The sequence below is a fragment of the Pseudomonas lini genome, assembly GCF_030812475.1.
Classification (GTDB): Bacteria; Pseudomonadota; Gammaproteobacteria; order Pseudomonadales; family Pseudomonadaceae; genus Aquipseudomonas; species Aquipseudomonas lini_A.
Genome location: NZ_JAUSSR010000021.1, coordinates 50,460 through 69,253, shown reverse-complemented (window position 1 = coordinate 69,253; position 18,794 = coordinate 50,460). Strand labels below are relative to the sequence as shown.

At 56.5% G+C, this 18,794-nt stretch carries 16 protein-coding genes, 1 tRNA gene and 3 pseudogenes; 8 read left to right on the top strand and 12 right to left on the bottom strand.

Annotated elements, in window-relative coordinates:
• Window positions 1-23: 23 nt before the first annotated feature.
• The 3 genes and pseudogenes from J2W17_RS29285 to gabD form a co-directional block, all read right to left on the bottom strand.
• Window positions 24-182: pseudogene (locus J2W17_RS29285) on the bottom strand (histidine kinase); the annotation flags it as partial.
• 96 nt (window positions 183-278) lie between these two features.
• Window positions 279-1,556, bottom strand: coding sequence for a 4-aminobutyrate--2-oxoglutarate transaminase (gene gabT, locus J2W17_RS29280; RefSeq protein ID WP_154992072.1), 1,278 nt, complete (start codon window positions 1,554-1,556; stop codon window positions 279-281).
• 182 nt (window positions 1,557-1,738) lie between these two features.
• Window positions 1,739-3,181, bottom strand: coding sequence for an NADP-dependent succinate-semialdehyde dehydrogenase (gene gabD / locus J2W17_RS29275; protein WP_154855502.1), 1,443 nt, complete (start codon window positions 3,179-3,181; stop codon window positions 1,739-1,741).
• 349 nt (window positions 3,182-3,530) lie between these two features.
• Between gabD and J2W17_RS29270 the strand changes: the two genes are divergently transcribed.
• Window positions 3,531-3,607: transfer RNA gene (locus J2W17_RS29270), tRNA-Arg, on the top strand.
• 676 nt (window positions 3,608-4,283) lie between these two features.
• Window positions 4,284-4,577, top strand: coding sequence for a DUF3077 domain-containing protein (locus tag J2W17_RS29265; RefSeq protein ID WP_307343204.1), 294 nt, complete (start codon window positions 4,284-4,286; stop codon window positions 4,575-4,577).
• A gap of 63 nt (window positions 4,578-4,640) precedes the next feature.
• Here the strand turns inward: J2W17_RS29265 and J2W17_RS29260 are convergent, their stop codons facing one another.
• Window positions 4,641-4,790: a hypothetical protein gene (locus tag J2W17_RS29260; protein ID WP_307343201.1), complete on the bottom strand. Its 150-nt coding sequence runs from the start codon at window positions 4,788-4,790 to the stop codon at window positions 4,641-4,643.
• 233 nt (window positions 4,791-5,023) lie between these two features.
• Here J2W17_RS29260 and J2W17_RS29255 point away from each other — a divergent pair.
• From J2W17_RS29255 to J2W17_RS29235, 5 genes and pseudogenes are all read left to right on the top strand, one after another.
• A pseudogene (locus J2W17_RS29255) lies at window positions 5,024-6,325 on the top strand (DUF927 domain-containing protein); the annotation flags it as partial.
• A gap of 87 nt (window positions 6,326-6,412) precedes the next feature.
• Window positions 6,413-7,365 (top strand): annotated as a pseudogene (locus J2W17_RS29250) (chromosome segregation protein SMC).
• Window positions 7,319-7,507: a hypothetical protein gene (locus J2W17_RS29245; RefSeq protein ID WP_307343199.1), complete on the top strand. Its 189-nt coding sequence runs from the start codon at window positions 7,319-7,321 to the stop codon at window positions 7,505-7,507. Before J2W17_RS29250 ends, J2W17_RS29245 begins: the two are co-directional and overlap by 47 nt.
• Before the next feature lie 441 nt (window positions 7,508-7,948).
• Window positions 7,949-8,605: a hypothetical protein gene (locus tag J2W17_RS29240; protein ID WP_307343196.1), complete on the top strand. Its 657-nt coding sequence runs from the start codon at window positions 7,949-7,951 to the stop codon at window positions 8,603-8,605.
• A 20-nt stretch (window positions 8,606-8,625) separates the two neighbouring features.
• Complete coding sequence (locus J2W17_RS29235; RefSeq protein WP_307343193.1) at window positions 8,626-9,144, top strand: PBECR2 nuclease fold domain-containing protein; 519 nt, start codon at window positions 8,626-8,628, stop codon at window positions 9,142-9,144.
• A gap of 647 nt (window positions 9,145-9,791) precedes the next feature.
• Here the strand turns inward: J2W17_RS29235 and J2W17_RS29230 are convergent.
• The 3 genes from J2W17_RS29230 to J2W17_RS29220 form a co-directional block, all read right to left on the bottom strand.
• Entirely contained in the window at window positions 9,792-10,430 is a 639-nt protein-coding gene (locus tag J2W17_RS29230) for a hypothetical protein (RefSeq protein ID WP_307343190.1), read from the bottom strand.
• Window positions 10,417-13,512: an N-6 DNA methylase gene (locus J2W17_RS29225; RefSeq protein WP_307343188.1), complete on the bottom strand. Its 3,096-nt coding sequence runs from the start codon at window positions 13,510-13,512 to the stop codon at window positions 10,417-10,419. The genes J2W17_RS29230 and J2W17_RS29225 overlap by 14 nt, the downstream gene beginning before the upstream one ends.
• A gap of 67 nt (window positions 13,513-13,579) precedes the next feature.
• The gene (locus tag J2W17_RS29220) at window positions 13,580-13,867 is read right to left on the bottom strand and encodes an XRE family transcriptional regulator (protein WP_307343184.1); all 288 of its coding nucleotides are present in this window, start codon (window positions 13,865-13,867) and stop codon (window positions 13,580-13,582) included.
• A gap of 1,261 nt (window positions 13,868-15,128) precedes the next feature.
• On the opposite strand from J2W17_RS29220, the gene J2W17_RS29215 reads away from it, so the two are divergent.
• A complete protein-coding gene (locus tag J2W17_RS29215; RefSeq protein WP_307343181.1) occupies window positions 15,129-15,329 on the top strand; it encodes a KTSC domain-containing protein in 201 nt (66 codons plus the stop codon).
• Window positions 15,330-15,498: 169 nt separating this feature from the next.
• Here J2W17_RS29215 and J2W17_RS29210 read toward each other — a convergent pair whose 3' ends face one another.
• The 5 genes from J2W17_RS29210 to J2W17_RS29190 form a co-directional block, all read right to left on the bottom strand.
• On the bottom strand, window positions 15,499-16,482 hold the full coding sequence (locus tag J2W17_RS29210) for a sensor domain-containing diguanylate cyclase (RefSeq protein WP_307343178.1): 984 nt from the start codon (window positions 16,480-16,482) through the stop codon (window positions 15,499-15,501).
• 3 nt (window positions 16,483-16,485) lie between these two features.
• The gene (locus J2W17_RS29205; RefSeq protein ID WP_307343175.1) at window positions 16,486-17,484 is read right to left on the bottom strand and encodes a response regulator; all 999 of its coding nucleotides are present in this window, start codon (window positions 17,482-17,484) and stop codon (window positions 16,486-16,488) included.
• Window positions 17,485-17,577: 93 nt separating this feature from the next.
• Window positions 17,578-17,775, bottom strand: a complete 198-nt coding sequence (locus J2W17_RS29200; RefSeq protein WP_307343172.1) for a type II toxin-antitoxin system RelE/ParE family toxin — start codon at window positions 17,773-17,775, stop codon at window positions 17,578-17,580.
• Window positions 17,772-18,071: a type II toxin-antitoxin system prevent-host-death family antitoxin gene (locus tag J2W17_RS29195; RefSeq protein WP_307343169.1), complete on the bottom strand. Its 300-nt coding sequence runs from the start codon at window positions 18,069-18,071 to the stop codon at window positions 17,772-17,774. The genes J2W17_RS29200 and J2W17_RS29195 overlap by 4 nt, the downstream gene beginning before the upstream one ends.
• 475 nt (window positions 18,072-18,546) lie before the next feature.
• Entirely contained in the window at window positions 18,547-18,780 is a 234-nt protein-coding gene (locus J2W17_RS29190) for a hypothetical protein (protein ID WP_307343270.1), read from the bottom strand.
• Window positions 18,781-18,794: the final 14 nt, after the last annotated feature.

Below are 18,794 nucleotides of genomic sequence, written 5' to 3'. Positions count from 1 at the left end.
CTACAGGGATTTGTGTCAGGCTTGCGCTTGGTGCAACGCATCAATTCCGGCATGCCGATCTTGAGCAACCGTGCCGTCCGGCCCTTAGCCAGCGCCTCAATGCTCTCCTGCCCGGTCAAGCGCGCCAACTGCGCCTCCAGGGAATAAACCCCACCACCCAGCTCGTAGACTGCCGCAAGCAGCCCTCACAACTGCGGAGGGTTTCGGGGGACCCAAAAAAACCCGCCGAAGCGGGTTTTTTTTTCGATCAGCTCACACTTTCATCAGAGCACTTTAAATCAAAGCTCCGCGAAGCACTCTTCGATGATTGCCAGACCTTTGTCCAGTTGCTCGTCCGGAGAAGTCAGTGGGACCAGCACGCGCAGAACGTTGCCGTAAGTGCCGCAGGACAGCAGGATCAGGCCCTTGTCGCGAGCCTTGGCCACAACAGCGGCGACCGCTGGTGCGTTCGGCTTGTGGCTGTCGCCGTCGACGAACAGCTCGACCGCGATCATGGCGCCCAGGGCACGGACTTCGCCGATCACCGGGTACTTGGCCTGGATGGCCTTGAGGCCGGTAACCAGGCGCTCGCCCACAGCCTTGCAACGGTCCAGCAGGTGTTCTTCTTCGAACACTTCCATCACGGCCAGGGCCGCGGCGCACGCGATCGGGCTACCGGCATAGGTGCCGCCCAAGCCGCCTGGCGCAATGGCGTCCATGTATTCGGCCTTGCCGCAGACACCGGCCAGCGGGAAGCCGCCAGCGATGGATTTGGCGAAGGTGGTCAGGTCGGCGGCAACGCCCATCTGTTCCATGGCGAAGAAAGTGCCGGTACGGCCAGCGCCAGTCTGCACTTCGTCAGCGATCAACAGGATGCCGTGCTGGTCGCACAGTGCGCGCAGACGCTTCATGAACTCTTTAGGCGCGACGTAGAAACCGCCTTCGCCCTGGACCGGCTCGATGATGATCGCAGCGATGTCACGCGGCTCGGCGTCGTTCTTGAAGATACGTTCGATGCTGGCGATCGAATCGTCGATGCTCACACCGTGCAGTTCGTTCGGGTACAGCGCGCGGAAGATGCCGCCTGGCATCAGGCCCATGCCGGCCGAATAAGGCACGACTTTACCTGTCAGGCCCAGGGTCATCATGGTGCGGCCGTGGTACGCGCCGGTGAACGCGATCACGCCGGCACGGCCAGTGGCGGCCCGGGCGATCTTGATCGAGTTTTCCACGGCTTCGGAACCGGTGGTCACCAGCAGGGTTTTCTTGGCGAAATCACCTGGCACCTTGGCGTTGATTTTCTCGCACACTTCCACGTACGGCTCGTAAGCCAGCACCTGGAAGCAGGTGTGGGTCAGCTTGTTCAGCTGCTCGGTCACCGCGGCGATGATTTTCGGGTGCACGTGACCGGTGTTCAGCACGGCGATGCCGCCAGCGAAGTCGATGAACTCGCGACCTTCAACGTCGGTCACGGTGGCGTTTTTCGCGGATTCGGCGAAGATCGGGTGAATCTGGCCAACACCGCGTGGTACAGCGGCTTCGCGGCGTTTCATCAGAGATGCGTTAGTCTTGCTCATACAGTCCTCATTCGCCGCTCATCGGGCGGCGTGGCTCAAGGAAAATGCGGCGGGGAGGCAACTGCGGCAGCATGCGATGATCGACTGCCACAGCGTTCCCGGCTACAGAGAAATTTCCGGTCGAAGCGCGCAAAGGGACAGCGCTCTCGTGCCCTTTGCGTTTGAAGCAATGCCCCGCGAGCTTAGATGCCCAGGCAGAGGTATTTGATTTCCAGGTAATCTTCGATGCCGTACTTGGAGCCTTCACGGCCCAGGCCCGACGCCTTGATGCCGCCGAACGGCGCGACTTCGTTGGAGATCAACCCGGTGTTGACGCCGACCATGCCGTATTCCAGGGCTTCAGCCACACGGAACACACGACCCAGGTCGCGGGCATAGAAGTACGAAGCCAGGCCGAACTCGGTGTCGTTGGACATCGCGATCACTTCCGCTTCGTCTTTGAATCGGAACAGCGGCGCCAATGGACCGAAGGTTTCTTCCTTGGCCACGGCAGCGTTCTTCGGCACGTTGGTCAGGATGGTCGGCTCGAAGAAGTTGCCTTCCATGACCTTGCCACCGGCCAGAACGGTCGCGCCTTTGCTGACGGCGTCAGCGATGTGCTCTTGAACCTTGGCCACGGCTTTTTCGTCGATCAGCGGGCCAGTGGTGGTGCCGTCTTCCAGACCGTTACCGATCTTGAGCTTGGCCACGGCCACCTTCAGCTTCTCGGCGAACGCGTCGTAGACCGAATCCTGAATGTACAGACGGTTGGCGCAGACGCAGGTCTGGCCATTGTTGCGGTACTTGGAAATGATCGCGCCTTCGACGGCCTTATCCAGGTCCGCGTCGTCGAACACGATGAACGGTGCGTTGCCGCCCAGTTCCAACGAGACTTTCTTGATGTCCTTGGCGCATTCGGCCATCAGCTGACGACCGATTTCGGTCGAGCCGGTGAAGGACAATTTGCGCACGATCGGGTTGCTGGTCAGCTCGCTGCCGATGTCGCCGGCGCTGCCGGACACCACGCTGAACACACCGGCTGGAATGCCGGCACGCTGGGCCAGTTCCGCCAGAGCGAATGCGGAAAACGGGGTTTGCGACGCAGGCTTGAGCACCATGGTGCAACCGGCAGCCAGCGCTGGACCCGCCTTACGGGTGATCATCGCGGCCGGGAAGTTCCACGGGGTAATGGCAGCGGTCACGCCGATCGGCTGCTTGATCACGATCAGGCGCTTGTCCGGCTGGTGGCCCGGAATCACGTCACCGTAAATGCGCTTGGCTTCTTCGGCGAACCACTCGATAAACGAAGCGGCGTAAACGATCTCACCCTTGGCTTCGGCCAATGGCTTGCCCTGTTCCAGGGTCATCAGGCGAGCGAGATCGTCCTGATTCTCGATGATCAGGTCGAACCAGCGACGCAGCTTGTTCGCGCGATCCTTGGCGGTCAGTGCACGCCAGGCTGGCAGCGCCTTGTCTGCGGCTTCGATCGCACGGCGGGTTTCGGCAGCGCCCATTTTCGGCACAGTGCCCAGAACTTCACCCGTTGCCGGGTTGGTAACCTTGATCGTCTGACCGTTGTCCGCATCGACCCAAGCGCCATCGATAAAGGCTTGTTGGCGGAACAATTGGGTGTCTTTAAGCTGCATGTCGGCTTTCCTTAACAGCACCGCGACCAGCGCGGAGCGAATTATGATTGTAGAAAGGCGCCTCGAAGGCTGCCGTCAGGGAAATCATTCACCGGGCTGAAGCACATAAATAGCGCACGGATTGGACTCGTGCGGTTCAGCACCCAGACAAGAGCGTTTGAAATCTCAAACGAATCCTAGGATCAAAGGGGGTAAAGGACAATAGCCTGTTCGAAAAAAAGAACGAAAACGGCGCATTTGCGTGTTTTTTCTGATCAGCGTAGTAAACAGTCGTTACAGGCCCGAAAAACACAGGCGATTCAGCAGCATGGACGCCCGCACCGCTTATGAGTATCATGGCGCCCGCATCGCACCAGTAGCTCAGCTGGATAGAGTACTGCCCTCCGAAGGCAGGGGTCGTGGGTTCGAATCCCGCCTGGTGCACCATATAGTAGAAACGAGAAAGCCTCAGGCCGTAGGGTCTGGGGCTTTTTTGTGGGTGGCGTTTCGGGCCGGATCTCTGAAAAATTCAGTTGTTCGGTCAAACCGAACTACTTAATTTTGAAGATCGTTTTGTACAACCGAACGGGTATCACACCTCGTGGACCGGTTTCCAGGTATGCGGCAGTAGCTTCGGTATCGTCCCCCGCTCCGAAGGCTCAATACCTAGGTAGTTTTTGGGTATTTCTTGGGTGGTTTCTTTGGTAGTCCCCGACCATTTGGCACTCTGACAATCGCCGTCACCACTCGCCCAACATCCGAAGTTGCACGAGATCGACCTGCACGATACCCTTCCGCCGTCGCTGCCAATTCAGCGACCGGGCTTGGTAACCCGAGAGTTGAGCGCAACAGCGCCCCCATCAGATTTGCAGGCGTTTTTTTATGCCCGCAGTTTTGAGTTATGGCGGCTGTGCGTGGGACGTCTTCGGGCGTGCCGGATTCCTTGACTCCCGGTTTACCAACCTGCGCACAGCTGCCACCCATTCGCTTGGTAACGAAAAAGTGGCAGTTCCTCGTCAAGGAGCTAGACCATGCGCAACAAAAATCCGTCCGAAATCCGTTTTGCCCTTCAACGCGATCATGAATCGCAATCCCACCGCACCTCCATCAATGGAGGTGACAAATGACCGACCCATCAGAGCTGAAAACCATCGGCTTAACGCCTGCCATCTACTGCTCGGATCAAGCAGTGTTCCACGTCACTCGCGGTGTGCCTCTCGGCGATGCGCTAGGCATGGCTTCCGATTTTCTGTTCCTCGCCAAGGCAATGTCCAAAGATGCTGCCTACGACAGGGAAAGCGATCGTCACGCCTGGGCTGCGCATTATTTGACGGCGCTGAGTAAGGCGCTAGTCGATGATGTGGTGAAAGTGCTGACGCAAGGACCAGCGGCGCGGAAGGAACAAGCTACAGAATAGCGGCAGCCCACCACTCAAATTGCAGGTCCTGTTTTTGTTGGGATCTGCAATTTGAAAGAGTAGCTAAGTGCTGCGTTGCTCCGCTTGAATGCCATTAAAGAGCGGGTAGAACTCTGAAAACACCGTTTCGGCAACTATTCTGGGCGGCGTTCCGACGATGGTTTCAAGGGCGACGCGTTTATTCAGAAATAACTCGTTATCGTTGGCGTCCATCGAGAGCAAGCTTGCTCCTACAAGGCGCAGCGTTCAGCTGACGGACTGAAAAGAGTGAGAACGGGACATAATAAATCTGAGAATCATCTGGCCGGCCTCCTCACAGCAAAAGTCTAAGTTCGCACCTTGAATTTTGCGCCACCTCCGTGAGGTGGGGAGGCCGGCCAGATGATTCTCAGATTTCCTTCCATTTTTGAAAAATAAATCCGCCCCCTTTTTTTCCCTTTTTTTCGATCAGCGAAGCCGGCACCTTGGAGCAGTGGCAAGAGCAGATCGGCGCCTTGTGCATCGGTAATCACCGCGTGGCATTTGTGGCCAGCGTGGCGTTTGCCGGTCCGCTGCTGCACATGCTCGGCCATGAGTTCGGCGGCTTTCACCTCTACGGTGACAGCTCGGGCGGCAAGACCACCCACCTGCAAGTGGCCGCCTCGATCTACGGCGGGCCGCGTCTGGTGCGCTCTTGGCGCTCGACGGATAACGCACTGGAATCCATCGCCGCCGCGCATTCAGACGGGCTCCTGGTGCTGGATGAAATCGGCATGTGCGACCCGCGCATCATTGGTGAAACGGTGTACATGCTCGGCAACGGCACCGGGAAGGCTCGCGCCAATGATCGAGGACAAGCGGGCCGCCAGGTGCAGGAGTGGCGCTTGCTGTTTCTCTCGTCCGGCGAAAAGACCTTGGCGCAGCACATGGCGGAAGCCAACAAGGAGCTGAAAGCCGGCATGGAAGTAAGGATGCTCGCCGTGCCAGCGGACGCCAGCAAAGGCCTCGGTATGTTCGACGTACTGAACGGCTTTGATGACGCGGCCGCCCTCTCCGATGCACTCAAGGCGCGGGTGGCCAAATACTACGGCACACCGCTCACCGCCTTCCTGTCGGCCCTCTGCGAGCCCGGCAAGCGGCATGGTTGGTCGGCGATCCTGCGCCACACCATAGAGGGCTTTATCGCCAAGGCACTCCCCGCCTCGGCCAGCGGTCAAGCGCATCGTGCTGCTGCCCGTTTCGGTCTGGCTGCCGCCGCCGGCGAACTGGCCACCGCCATGGTGATTACCCGTTGGCCAGATGGCACGGCCACCACCGCTGCCCGGGTATGCCTCAGCGCTTGGATGAATGAGCGCGGCGGCGCTGGCAACCTTGAAGGGGATGCAATCTTGGCGCGGTTGCGCCAGGTCATTGAACGCTTCGGTGAAAGTCGTTTTACCCGCTGGGAATCGGCAGCCGCAAAGATCGACGAGCACGGTCCACGCACCATCGACCGTCTGGGCTTTCGCAAGACGCTGGAGCACGGCCTGGGAGATGCGCTGCACACCACCAACACCTACTACGTGTTGCCCGAGGCATGGCGCTCCGAAGTGTTCAAGGGCATGAACATCAATGCCGTGAACAAGGAGCTGATACGCCGTGGCGTCCTTGAGCCCGGGCCGAACGGCAAAGCCTCCTGTGCTGTTCGCTTACCCGGCCTGGGCACTCAGCGTTGCTATGTGGTGAAGACCGTGCTGGGAACGGATGAGAGCGAGGCGCAGGCCGCCTGACGGCGGGCCTACTGACTGAGGTAGAAACGGCTCAAGCGGGCCTCGCCAGCCACTCCGAACCCTAACTAAATTATCAGGACAAAACTCATGAACCGAATTGAACAACTGAAAGACACACGCGCCAAATTGGTCATTGAAATGGAAGCCATCAAAAAGGAAGTGCCACCTTTTGAGGCTGCGCTTCACAGCGAAGACGTCATTAACCACGGCAGCCAGAGCGACGTCCGGCATGAAATCAGCAGTCGAAAATTAAAGATCGATTCGCTCGATCATCAGATTTTCCGGCTGGACCAAAAGCTGGACCGCCTAGAGAAGCTGGCCAACCGAGAAAGCTTGATGGAAGGCTACATCACCGACATGGCGAACTGGATGGCGGATGAGCTGGAGCTTAACGATAAACGGCAAAGCCTGAGCACTCGCCTGGAGGAAATTCGTCAGCAAGCACAGGAAGAGATTACCAGCGCACGGCAGGCTGAGACTCAGGCGGCTACCGCTTACGCACAGGCCGTGGCGTGGGGCGACGTCGAGGGCGAAAAAGCCGCTAGCACCGACGCGCAGAAAGCCGCGAAAAACCTCACGACGGCGACCGAACAACATCGCCGCCAGTTGCTGATCATCACCGCCTAGGAGCAAGAACTGGCCATCGTGGACAGGCACATCAGTGAGGCTCAGGCAGAACACCAAAAAATTGAGGATACGGCCTTGCGACTGGCCCACAACGCGTTGGAGGAAGCGTGGAATGACGCCGCCCAAACGCTGCTGGATGTAGGCGGTAAGCTGTACGCCGCCGCTCGGCTGGTAGGCCGCGATCCGGTGTCTTTAATGAAGCTCGACATCCCCGAGCAGGGTGAAAACTTCGGCAGTTGGAGGTGGAGCGAACTGGCGGACCGTGGCCGCCAGCATCGCACGCGCGATCTGCTCTCGATGTAACTGCCGACTCCCTGAAACAGCCTGCTTTCGCGGGCTGTTTAAATCACGCCAAGGATCAAAGCCATGAACGCTGCGACACAAAACAGCTCATCCATATCCGAAGTACTTAAAGCGAGAAAAGACCATCTGACAGGCCTACTCAAGATCGCGGATACCAAAATTGGAAAAAGCACTGCGATGCAAAAACTCACCATCAATGCAATCAAGGCAGAAATGGGACTAATCAAGCATAAGTTAAAAAAACGGCCGTAGAACAACGCGGAAGCTTGCCAAAGTTTCCGCTGCACTAAAGAGTTCTGGGTACTGGCTGTCGCCACGTAGCGACGCATCAAGGAACGTCTCTACAGACCATCCGGTTAAAAATGATGTGCGGCGAAGCTGCGTTGGATAGCCCCGGAATCCTCTTAACAATCTCAAGGAGCACAGGGAGTACACGGGAGCACACCGAGTACATGGATAACCATGGAGTACAAAAAAATCGACTCAAACCATTGTTTTACCTGGCTTTTTGTTGATTATTTTGCATGATTCCGCGCAACTAAACTATATAAATTGAGTTATATGTATCAATTTAAGATGATGTATTGATCGGCAAATATCATCAATTTGCATGAAACCGTGCGTCTTCACTCATTGCTTGGCTGCCCCAGCTACCCCAGAATGTTCCTCATTGAACATTGGGGGATCCAAAAAATGAAAGAGCAAACTAAAGCCGGAGCAACGAAAAAAGCCCCGACACCTAAAGCAAAGGCATCGGCAAAAGCACCTTCTAGCGAGTCGAAGATTGATGGCAAGTCTCTGACAGACAAGCAAAATACTGCTAGAAAAAATGGAATGGCGGAGCGCGCAGCAGAGCAGCTTAAAGAGTATTTCCCTGATGTGCCGACCGAGCAGTTGTGGCTCCGTCAAAAGAACAAGGGGTTCAGCACTATCCCACGCACGCTTCCGATTGCCATGGAGGTGATCGATAACCTTTCCAAAGGACAACCTGCGGGGCACGCATATTTTGCGCTGTGGTGCCGTGCACCTGACAGCCCTCTTGTGGTGGTGCAAAACCCTATTGTTTTTGCAGCAGAGGCCGGCTTCAGTGGGGAGCGGACTGTGGATACCTGGCGTCGACGGATGAAACGGCTTAAGGAGCTTGGTTTCATCCAGACAAGGAAGGGAGTGTCGGGAGACTTCCATTACATTTTGCTGATGAACCCAAATGTCGTTATCGAGTTGATGCATAAAAGCGGTAAGCATCCTATCCAGGAGGAGCTTTACCTGAAATTTCGTGACCGCATTATGGATATCGGGGCCCGAGCAGATATTGCTACCGCAGCCGAGATCTTAGAAGCGAGCCGCTAGGATCTGCAGGAGGTGGTCCCATGGGCGAGCTAGTAGCAAAGAAAATTTTTGGTCAGGAAAACTGGAAACTGATGGGGCTCCCTGACATTCGTGACATTGACGTGAGTTTGCAGGCTCTCGCCCTTCCCGAAATGGACGGCGCGCCTGATATGGAAAGCGCGCTGAGCCAGGTGGCCTTGGGGTTCGGGCTACAGGAAGGTATCGATGCAGTGCTGATCGAGACACCTTGTGGCGCTGTTGCGGTGCAGCGTAAAGGTCTCGCGCACATTGTGAAGAAGCGGCCCAACTCGCGCGAGCGTTTCACAGCATTCGCGGTTGACACTGTGAAAAAACCTTTAGAAGTCTGGCTTACTAAGTACGATGATGGATCGTCAAGACTCGTTTTCATTGGCATCTATCAGGCGAGGTACCAAATGCTGGTGATCGTCCATTTGGAGCATGGTCGAGCGCTTTGGAACTTCATGAACTGCGATAAAAAAGCACTGAACAAGCATCGCAATGGAGAGCTCGTTTATCGGAGCTACGAATCCCAGAAATGAAAAAAGCAGCCATTCGGCTGCTTTTTTCAGGATGTGTTGCTTGATATTGTGCTCCCTCAAGCGGGGGAGAAGAGGTCTCACCCGTGCGCTGATATCTAAGTCATCAACGGGGTTCCTAACGCCGACTATTGCCACCTAGAAGCAGTCGGTTTCGCGCTCTCAAGAGCAATTCTCTGCCACAGTTGACGTTGGTGTCAACAGCCCACGCTTACCAACCGACGACTGCTGCTCTTGCATCTTGACCACAGGATCGCCATCGGTAGTTCTTTTCCAGTGCATAAAGCCATCGCGAAAATCGCTCGCGAATCAGAATTGGTCAGCCTAGTCGACTTCGGCATCAACACCTTAATGGATTGGCTGACAGCAACAAAACTCTTTGACCACCAGGGCCATCCCTACCATCAGGGGTTAAATGAGCGCTGACTGGTTAGCGGACGCTGACAGGTGCAAAGCAGCTACCCTACGCTCAGCAAGCAATGTCCTGGCTGCGAGCATCAGATATAAGGCTTACGCTCCGAACAGGGGCCCTTGCGGGACTGATCAAGGGCGTTTTCGTCGGCTTCCAAGATCGCCTTGGCGATGTTCGTCACATGCTCTCCGTTCGAGTCTGACGCCTGGCAGTTCACGGCCGGATTTTTGTTCACCTGTTATGGCCAAGGTAAAAGATGGTGCTCTACCTTCATGCTATGGCCGGGGATGCATGTGTGCGTGGAACTAAAGCGAGTGGGCATCCCCGGTAACGATGGACGGTCCTCTTCCGTGGTAAGCCCGAGGGTAGCTGTGCGTGACCTCATGACTTTGGTCAGCCCCCTACGCGCCCTGCCGCTGTCCCCGTTCATGACGTAGCCGATCATCATGGCCATCGGAAGGCCATTGGAATACTGACCTGTGACAAAACGCATCATGCCCTCTTCGACATATGGGACACAGAGGTTACGTACGCGGTCTGCATAAGATACGTTTAGCCGCTTGCATTCATAAGCTAGGTAGACGTCTTCATCGTCACCCACTGTCAACACGAAGTCGATGCTGCTCGACAGGGATACGTTGCCGTTGGCGTCCTCGACCAGTAGGACATATTGGTATGTGATTCTACCCGGCACTTTCTTCGTTCGCCTCAGAGCCTGAACGAGATGCTCGGTAATGTGATCCTCATGCGTCATCGCGTCCTTCTTGGCCTGTAAAGGTCTAATGCAGATCGGCCAGGCAGCTTCAATCGCTTCGGACATTTGCTCCCCAAGATCACGGAAATGAGCAAGCCAAGCATCAGGACTACCCGCCAGCATGGTTCATCCCCTCCTGCCCATGGCGGGCCGCGGCCGCTACGAACTCCGCAGCGATCTGCTCCGCGTCGGCCAATGCTGTGGATCGAAGCCAGTGCCGCAGCGCCGCGGGCTTCACTAGATACATGTCGCGGCCAACGACCAGACGCAGATCAGGTATCAGTTGCACGTTGCCAGGCAAATCGATGGGAAGCTTTGCGGCGATCGACCCGAGGAAGTCATTGAACTCGCCAGATGTGTCCTCAGTGTACGGCGCAGCCTCATCGCCGATTGTCAGCTTCAACACCGCCACATCGGAGGAGCGCGCTGCCAACGAAGCTTTGACGGGCAGGCGAAAGTACGGAGAGAGGGCGTTGCACAGCATGGAGGCGTAGGTCGCCCGCTGACTTGAATTGGCCTGCGCCCAAATGGACTGCAAGCCGGAGTTGCGTCTGGGCTGCATGGCTGGGATGACATGCTGAACCGTGTCCTCGATGATGGCCACGTCACCGGCATCGAGTCCGTAATACTCGAATACCAGACGGTCGATGGCGCCCAACACATCGTGCTGCGAGGCAAGCAGCTTCTTCGCGGTCGCAAGCTCGCTGTCAATCAGTGCCACCAACTTCTTTTCCGCTTTGAACGCCTTCGCAGGATCCGGCATATTCTCAGGATCGTCGAACGGCAGCCTCAGCAATTCACCTTGGGGTACTTTGGCCCGATCGGCTCCTAGGTATGACGTGTCGTGGAAATAAAACCAGGCCGCCAGACTACTGTTTAGCACGGCCGTCAGCACCTTAGCTTTACGTTCCTGTCCAGGCGGCACGGTGATCGACTGAAGCGAACTTCGGAACACGACATCCTGTTCGCTGAATGCCGCCCGCACACGGCCAACGGCCCGTTCCACCCCTTGCGGAATCAAGATGTGAGGCCCAAAAAATCCGGCGTCAAACCCTGCCCGATGAACGACTGACGTATGCCAGGGGCTAGCCTCTACGCGTGGTATGGCCACTGCCTGGAACTGACTCGCATCCAGGTAAGGCAGCCGAGTAACGATCTCGACGATGGTCGTCTGGTACTCAGGATCGTCCAGCCGGTTCTCTTGCGCTGGCTTAAAGCCCTGCCCGATCACCCAGTGCTCGTCCCGGTTAAACTCAACCTTGGAGCACTTGAAGGCCTTAAACTCCTGCACAAGCGAGCTAATGGGCGGGATCGTACGAAGGTATTGCAGCAGTCGCTCCTCGGGAGCCCGCGTCCACAAGCGACGCTTGAAAACGGTGGAATCCTCGGCGACCAGGTCGGCGCGAAACGTCAAACGATCGGCGCGCGACAGCGTCACCAGGCGCTTGAGTCGTAGGTTAAGGTCAGCCTTGGGGACCCAGTACTCGAAGCGGTAGGGAGCTTGCTCTTGCTTCTGAGGCCCATACAGCACGAAAGCGGTTGGACGCTGCGCTCCATCGAAAAGCTGAAAGCAGAGATCAGACATGTTGATAATTCGGCGGATCCTGGACCGCTGCAGCAACATCCGGCGCGCGGCTTGGCTCTCGGTGTTGTGCAAAATCCCCATGGCAGGCAACAGAAATGCCACTAGGCCTGTTGGCTTGATTCCTTCCAGGGCCTTCCACACGAATCCCCATGCAATGTCTTTGGCGGGCGCGAGGTAGCCATTGGAGGTGGTCCAATTTTGTGCTGTTGTCAGCTGTCCGGTACGACCATTCCAAGGTGGATTACCGATGATCACGTCAAATGGGGGGGCATCCTTGACGCTGAAGAAGTCTGACCCGGGAAGTAGAGTCTTCCCATACAGAGGCGGCAGCAACTTGCCGGCCTTGATGAGTTTGGGCAAGTCTGAAGGGCTCGATTGTTCGAGGAGAGCGATATACAGGGAAAACGCCGTGACACGCACTGCGGAAGAGTTTATGTCTCCTCCATGGAGGCGATTCGCAATGTCTTTCAAGTCGGTCCACGTTGCATGCCGCTTCTTCTTGACCTGGCAATGGTGCTCGACCAGACGCTGGAACAACCGCACCAAGAAGATGCCAGATCCGCAGGCCGGATCGCAGTAGATGCCATGCGTCTTCTGCTCGTCGGTCAGTTCGTCCCACAGTTGGTTGACTACGATATCGGCCAAGAACATCGGGGTATAAAATGCCCCGTCTGCGCTCTTTTTGTCCGCCTCTTCCTTCAGGAACCGGTCGTAAACCGCGCTAATGAGTCCGATCGACATGTAACGGAAGTCGTAGCCCCAGAACCGAAGCTGGCGGGTGGCCATGTTCTCGTGACCGCAGCGGAACCGCGTGAGCACGGCTAGATGCTCAGGCTTGAGCTTGGGTGGCAGAGCGTCTCCGGTCTCAAATGCGCAAGGGGCTTTGAAGAGGTTGCCGTTGAAAGCACCATGCAGCCATGTGAACAGCACGTCAAAGAGCTCAGGGTCTCCGGACCCGAGCAACTCCAACAGAGTGCCAAAGCGATCCTGTGACGCGGCACGAAATACGACCTCACCGATGATCTGACGATCCTCTAAGTAGGCTACGAACATGGTTTGCATCAGCAGCGCCTGAGAGGCATCTGTTCCAAGCTCGTCCTTGAGGCTGCGAAACGCCATCAGTAGGTTGGCCAGAAGAACGCTGTCAACCCGGTTGTCCGGATTGAAATAGCCGTCGTTCTCGTACCAGAACCGCCCTGACTCCGCCGCGTCGAGTAACTCGCGCAGCTCTAAGGCATCGCTGAGAAGGGAGAGTGTCTTGACTAAGCGTGGGTCTTTATCCCGGTTCTCGTCGGTATGCAACGGGCGCTGCACGAGCGAGTACGCAGTCAATTCGTCGCTGCGAATGACGAGCAGCATGCTCATCAAACCTTGATTCCACAGAACCCGATGAAGTTCGTCGATGCGCTCTATGGAAACGAGGGGATCGCTCAAAAAGGCGATTGTGGGAACGCCGTTGATACAGCTAACCGCCGATAAGCCCAATTCATCGAGTGCAAAGCGGATCGCCTCGGCATGCGCGCCTGCGGCGACCTTGCTGCCGGCCGCATAGAACTCCGGAGCCCGGCGCCGGTCGAGCGTCAGCGCCTTCGACCAGCGGGAATCGATGACCGCGTTCATGAGAGGAGCCTCCGCAGTTGCATCGGGGCCGTAATGCCGACCGATCCCCAATTGCCCTGATGCTCAGTCATTGGTGGAACCCCAACGAGGTCTGCTTGTCGCCTGCGAACCGGCCGCTTGCAGCGCCGCGCGGCCGCTTCTTGACGGGCTGTACTCGCGCAATGACGGGCTCGTAGTCGATATGGTGTGTGGACATTTCAGCGAGAAGACTGGCGATCAATGCGAGATGTACGGGAACTTCACCCCGCTTCTTATAGTTGGAAACCGAGTTGGGCTGCATACCTACGAGGTCAGCAAAGCGCTTTACACTGAGACCCGCACTGTTCAGCTCAGCAAGAAAGTTGTCGTAGGTCATGGCGTGGTTTGATCATAATTTAATGAGACTTTGACACATAGAAACATGAGGTTCAATCAAAATAAGACGGCCAGACTCGCACAGACCGTGACCACGAATATTGAGCGGATCGTTATGCGGGCCTAGGTGAGAGGTCTCTGTCGCACTCCAGCAGACGTCAAGGGAAGGAGATACGTATCCGCTTTCAACGTGAGGGGGTTTACGGAAGGCGGGTAAAATTTCGGCCTGCAGCCCTGAAGCGGGCAATGAAGAATACGACTGACCGGATGCTTCTGGCCAATTGTGGTCTGACGGTTTACCCAATTTCGTAAACGTCGCTGCAACTCCAATTTGGCTTGTAACACCCAATGCACGTGAAGGAATAACGGTGTGTGACACCAAAGAAAACCAATGTGTTCAATTAGTTAGCATCTCGCGTAGCACCTGTAACACCTGTAACACGTCTTTTCGAGCCCCACACCCCATTGTTGAGAGCGCCGCCAGCGAAAGCAATACTGGCTTTGTTTCGAGCGCTGGGGTGCCGAACGCCAGCACGCTTGTGAGGTGCCGTCTTATGACTCGACCGCGCACTGACTTCGCTTGGGACCCTGGGGATCTTCGGTGGGTACGGGGTCGGAAACCCGCGAGCTCAGGTGGCTGTCCGGAGAAAAAAATCGGTTAACGGTTTAACTCAGGTTAAAAGACACCCAAATGCGCCGGGGACCCTGAGGAATACCCCTCGACACGGGGCGAGTAACCCGCCCGATCTTGTTAGCGGAAAGGTGCCCAGCTTAGTGAACAGGTGAACTTGGTGTACTGCGGTTCACCTGTGCATCTGCCCTATGGCGGTGGTAGTCGCTGGGGCCCTTGGGCAATTGCGATTGGTACGGGGCAGAAAACCCGCGCGTCCGTGTTAGCGGCTGGATTTTTGAAGTTGGTTGACAGGTTGACGGAGTTGACTCGGTTGACGAACGCCATGCGTGCGTTATCAGCAACACAAAGGGCCATCGTTACCGATGCGGTAAGGATGGCCCTTTTTTGATCAGATCCTTCAATTTCAACGACTGAAATTTCAGTAACTCTCAGAACCTCCCACTAACTCAGTCACGCGGGTTTCCGACCCCGTACCGAGAGGAAAGTCTCAGGGTCCCCGGCAGTTTTCCAGGCTTGGTGACGGGACGTTGCGCTTTCGCTATCAGCAAGGCGTCGAGGTACCAGTCATCGGCTAGTATCAGAAGCCAAGCTACCAAGTCGGTTGGCTGTCAGGGTTAGGGAAAGCGCTATGGATATGGTTCGTGTCATCTCGTCGGCAATCACAGCTGTGGGCTACGACGCCATCACAGGCCGAATGAAAATCACGTTCAAACAAGGGCGCACTTACGACTTCTGCCGCGTGCCATCGGACGTACATCAGGGTTTGATGGCGGCAGGCTCTAAAGGGTCGTTTTTCGACAGAGCCATCAAAGATCGCTACCAGTGCTAGGTCTTGCACAGGGTAAATTTTCAGGGCGATAGCCTAGCAGTAGCCGGGACCGTGTATGCCCACGTGTATGCCTAACCGAAACACCACCAACCAAACCCTTATATAACGGGGCCCGCAGAGCTCAGTTCAAACGACGCCTGGGCACCATTTAGTAAGAAACGAGAAAGCCTCAGACCGTAGGGTCTGGGGCTTTTTTGTGGTCATACACCGTCACCCGATTGCGCCCGGCCTTCTTCGACGCAAACAGCGCATGGTCTGCCCAGGCGATCAGGTCGGCGTAGTTGATCGAGGGCTGGCTCAGGTCGGCCACCCCCAGGCTGATGGTGAAACGGATGCTCTGGCCGTTGTGCAGCACTTCCAGCCCTTCGACTGCCTTGCGCAGACGTTCGGCGAAAACCCTTCCACCGATCTTGTCAGTGTCCGAAAGCACCACGCCGAACTCTTCACCGCCATAGCGCCCGGCCACATCGGTTTCGCGCTCATGCTCGTGGATGAGCCTGGCGACTTGCTCGATGACCTTGTCACCCGCCTGGTGACCGTAGGTGTCGTTGACCTGCTTGAAGTGGTCGATATCCAGCATCACCAGGCTGGTGGCATTGCCATAACGCTGGTGCCGGGCATAGGCGACTCTCAGGCTTTCTTCCCAATAACCGCGGTTGTACAAGCCCGTCAGCCGATCTGTTCTGGAGAGTTGCTGCAATTGTGCATTGGCGGCCTGGAGCTGATGCCGGTTGGTGGCGACGTCGGTGACGTCATAGATCACCAGGCAGATATGGTTGATTTTGCTGTCGGTGGAGCGCAGCGGTAACAGCGTGGTGTTCTGGTACATGAACTCTTCTTCCTGGCCGGTGATCGGCTGGTAGTTCTTGAACCGCACCAGATACGGGCGCTGCTCCCAGACAGTGAACGCTGGCGTGCCCAGGGCCGCGACGCTTTCCACCTTGCGGCTGAACCATTGGCGGTCGATTTCGGGAAACAGACTGAAGAAATCCTGATTGTGGGCGTCCTTGGGCTGCACCCCGGATCGGTTCTCCATGAAGGTATTCCAGACCTGCACGCGGTAGTCGCGGTCGAGCACCACCACACCGACGTCAATGCTCTGGACGATCGCCAGCAACCAGTGAAACTCGTTCAGATCGATAGGTTGGTTCATGGCTCAGTTCATCAAGTAGGCGAGTTTGTGGGTCAACCGCTCGATGGAGTCTTCCGTGAACAGCAACAATAGGTCGAAACGAATATCGTGCCCTTCCAGGCTGTAGCTGATTTCCACCGCCAGGGTCTTTTTCCAGCGCTTGCTGTTGACCCGGATCAGCTCATCGATGGCCGCGTGCTGGCCGAGGATCTGCGGGTGGCCTTGCGAGAACACCACATCGATCTGTTCGGCAATGCTGCTCAAACAAGCACCGATCAGCACGCTGGAGAGGTCCAGCAGCATTTCCAGGTCCGAATAATCGGTGCTCTGACGCTGCATCAATTGCGCGATATCGGCGATTTCCGAGTCGTGAAAGATCAGCAGGGCTTCGCCGGCGATGCCACTGCCGATAAAGCCCTGGCAGATGGCCGTGAGCTGCTTGCTGTTGCTCGCATCGGTCAGCGCCATGTGCAACTCGCCGACTTCGAGGATGTTCACGTTCGGTACCGGCAATTGCACAAAGACGCCCAACACCTGGGCGATCAGCGCAGCCGCCCGACCGATGGCAACATTGACCGTTTCGCGGAACGCATCGTGAAAACTGATGACCGTGTTCGCTGCCGGATGACTCCCCAACGACGCCTGGCCGGGTTTCGTCAGTAGCCCCAACTGACTGAGCGTCTGGCGCAGCTGGTTTTCGTCGAAAGGCTTTTTCAGAAACGCCCGCGCGCCCAGCTCATGCACGCGCCGCACCGCCTCTTCCTGAATGTCACCGGAAATCACGATGACTTGCGCCTTCAATCCTTCGGCGCGCAACGCGCTCAATACCTGATAACCATCCATCTCCGGCATGGTCAGGTCGAGCAGCACCACCTGCCCCAAACCCCGGCGTATGGCCTCCATTGCCTCGCGACCATTACCCGCCTCGGTGACTGAAACCGGCCAGTCCGCCGGTAGTGCCCGTACCACCTGCTTACGGGCCATGTTGGAGTCGTCACAGACCAATAGGGGAATCACTGACACAAGATAGGGCACTCATCGGCGTTGGACATCAGGTAAAGCACTGCGGCCCATCATGCCCCATAAGCTTACAAAGACCACCTTTAAAACAAGGATTCATTTAGCACGACCTCCAGCAGGGTGACTGACGCTTTGACGCGGGCTCCCAAGCAGCGGTTGCGTAATCAGCCGTAAACATTGCGCTCGCAATTCACCAACGAACGACCTGGCGCGACCAGGATTGTCCCGGGCGATGTATTTCGCGATTTGCTGCAAATCATCTCGTGCATGTGCGGAGAAAAGCAGTTGCCTCATGGACGACCTTGCTCAGCTGCGGCCTCATCTATGAGCGCATCGAGCTCAGCAAACACCGTGTCGGCCGCAATGGCCGGACGTGGATCATTGCGACTGGCAGCAATGGCCTCACGGATTTCTGCTGCCTGTAATCGATCCAGCAATTCTTGATAAGCAGCCTGCGGCAGGAGATAAGCGGCGGGACGATTGTGGTTGAGAACAGCAATAGGCTCTGAGCCTGCCTGCTCGATCACAGTGCTGGGACTACGCTTTAGCTCAGTAATACTGACCGACCGGCTAGCGAGTAATTGCTCCATGACGGCTCCGAAGGTACGAAAAATAGTACCTTATAGTGCTCGATTTTTGGGATTATAGTCAATGAGCAGCCGACCAAGGTCATCCAAAAACTGCCAATGCAGTTTTTTCGTTCCGTTGCCCAGGTTGATGATGTGGTGAAAGTGCTGACGCAAGGACTCGCGTCGCGGAAGGAACAAGCCACAGAATAGCGGCAGCCCACCATTCAAATTGCAGGTCCTGTTTTTGTTGGGATCTGCAATTTGAAAGAGTAGCTAAGTGCTGCGTTACTCCGCTTCAATGCCATTAACGAGTGCGTGAAGCTCTGCGAACACCGTTTCGGCAACTTGCTCCTGGCGGTGTTCCGATGATGGACTCAAGGGCGACGCGTTTATTCAGAAAGAACGCGTTATCGTTGACGTCCATCCCCAGCAAGCTTGCTCCTACAAGGGGGCGGTGTTCACCTGACAGTTGGCGTTTGCGGCCAGGGCGTGCTTTTCATTCGGTGGTCCAGTCGAACTCGTCGTATTCATCATCGTCGTCTTCGTCCTCGATCAATTCCTCATCAAGGACCTCTTCCTCGGGTGCTTCTTCTGCCTGCTTGGCCAGAAGAAACTCCTTACGACTCTCAGTCACTGCTCGCCGCAGTTCCTCACCCTTGACCGGGCAATTGAGCATTTGGGCGATGCGGTCGATTTTTTGTGCCACGGCATCCTCCAACGCATCGGCTATGGACCGATAGTGCG

Excerpts from the sequence above, each read along its gene's own strand:
- J2W17_RS29210 (WP_307343178.1), bottom strand. The coding sequence starts at position 16,482 with ATGAACCAACCTATCGATCTGAACGAGTTTCACTGGTTGCTGGCGATC.
- J2W17_RS29220 (WP_307343184.1), bottom strand. The coding sequence starts at position 13,867 with ATGACCTACGACAACTTTCTTGCTGAGCTGAACAGTGCGGGTCTCAGT.
- gabD (WP_154855502.1), bottom strand. The coding sequence starts at position 3,181 with ATGCAGCTTAAAGACACCCAATTGTTCCGCCAACAAGCCTTTATCGAT.
- J2W17_RS29230 (WP_307343190.1), bottom strand. The coding sequence starts at position 10,430 with ATGCTGGCGGGTAGTCCTGATGCTTGGCTTGCTCATTTCCGTGATCTT.
- J2W17_RS29215 (WP_307343181.1), top strand. The coding sequence starts at position 15,129 with ATGGATATGGTTCGTGTCATCTCGTCGGCAATCACAGCTGTGGGCTAC.
- gabT (WP_154992072.1), bottom strand. The coding sequence starts at position 1,556 with ATGAGCAAGACTAACGCATCTCTGATGAAACGCCGCGAAGCCGCTGTA.
- J2W17_RS29245 (WP_307343199.1), top strand. The coding sequence starts at position 7,319 with ATGAACGCTGCGACACAAAACAGCTCATCCATATCCGAAGTACTTAAA.
- J2W17_RS29240 (WP_307343196.1), top strand. The coding sequence starts at position 7,949 with ATGAAAGAGCAAACTAAAGCCGGAGCAACGAAAAAAGCCCCGACACCT.
- J2W17_RS29200 (WP_307343172.1), bottom strand. The coding sequence starts at position 17,775 with ATGAGGCAACTGCTTTTCTCCGCACATGCACGAGATGATTTGCAGCAA.
- J2W17_RS29235 (WP_307343193.1), top strand. The coding sequence starts at position 8,626 with ATGGGCGAGCTAGTAGCAAAGAAAATTTTTGGTCAGGAAAACTGGAAA.
- J2W17_RS29265 (WP_307343204.1), top strand. The coding sequence starts at position 4,284 with ATGACCGACCCATCAGAGCTGAAAACCATCGGCTTAACGCCTGCCATC.
- J2W17_RS29195 (WP_307343169.1), bottom strand. The coding sequence starts at position 18,071 with ATGGAGCAATTACTCGCTAGCCGGTCGGTCAGTATTACTGAGCTAAAG.
- J2W17_RS29225 (WP_307343188.1), bottom strand. The coding sequence starts at position 13,512 with ATGAACGCGGTCATCGATTCCCGCTGGTCGAAGGCGCTGACGCTCGAC.
- J2W17_RS29260 (WP_307343201.1), bottom strand. The coding sequence starts at position 4,790 with ATGGACGCCAACGATAACGAGTTATTTCTGAATAAACGCGTCGCCCTT.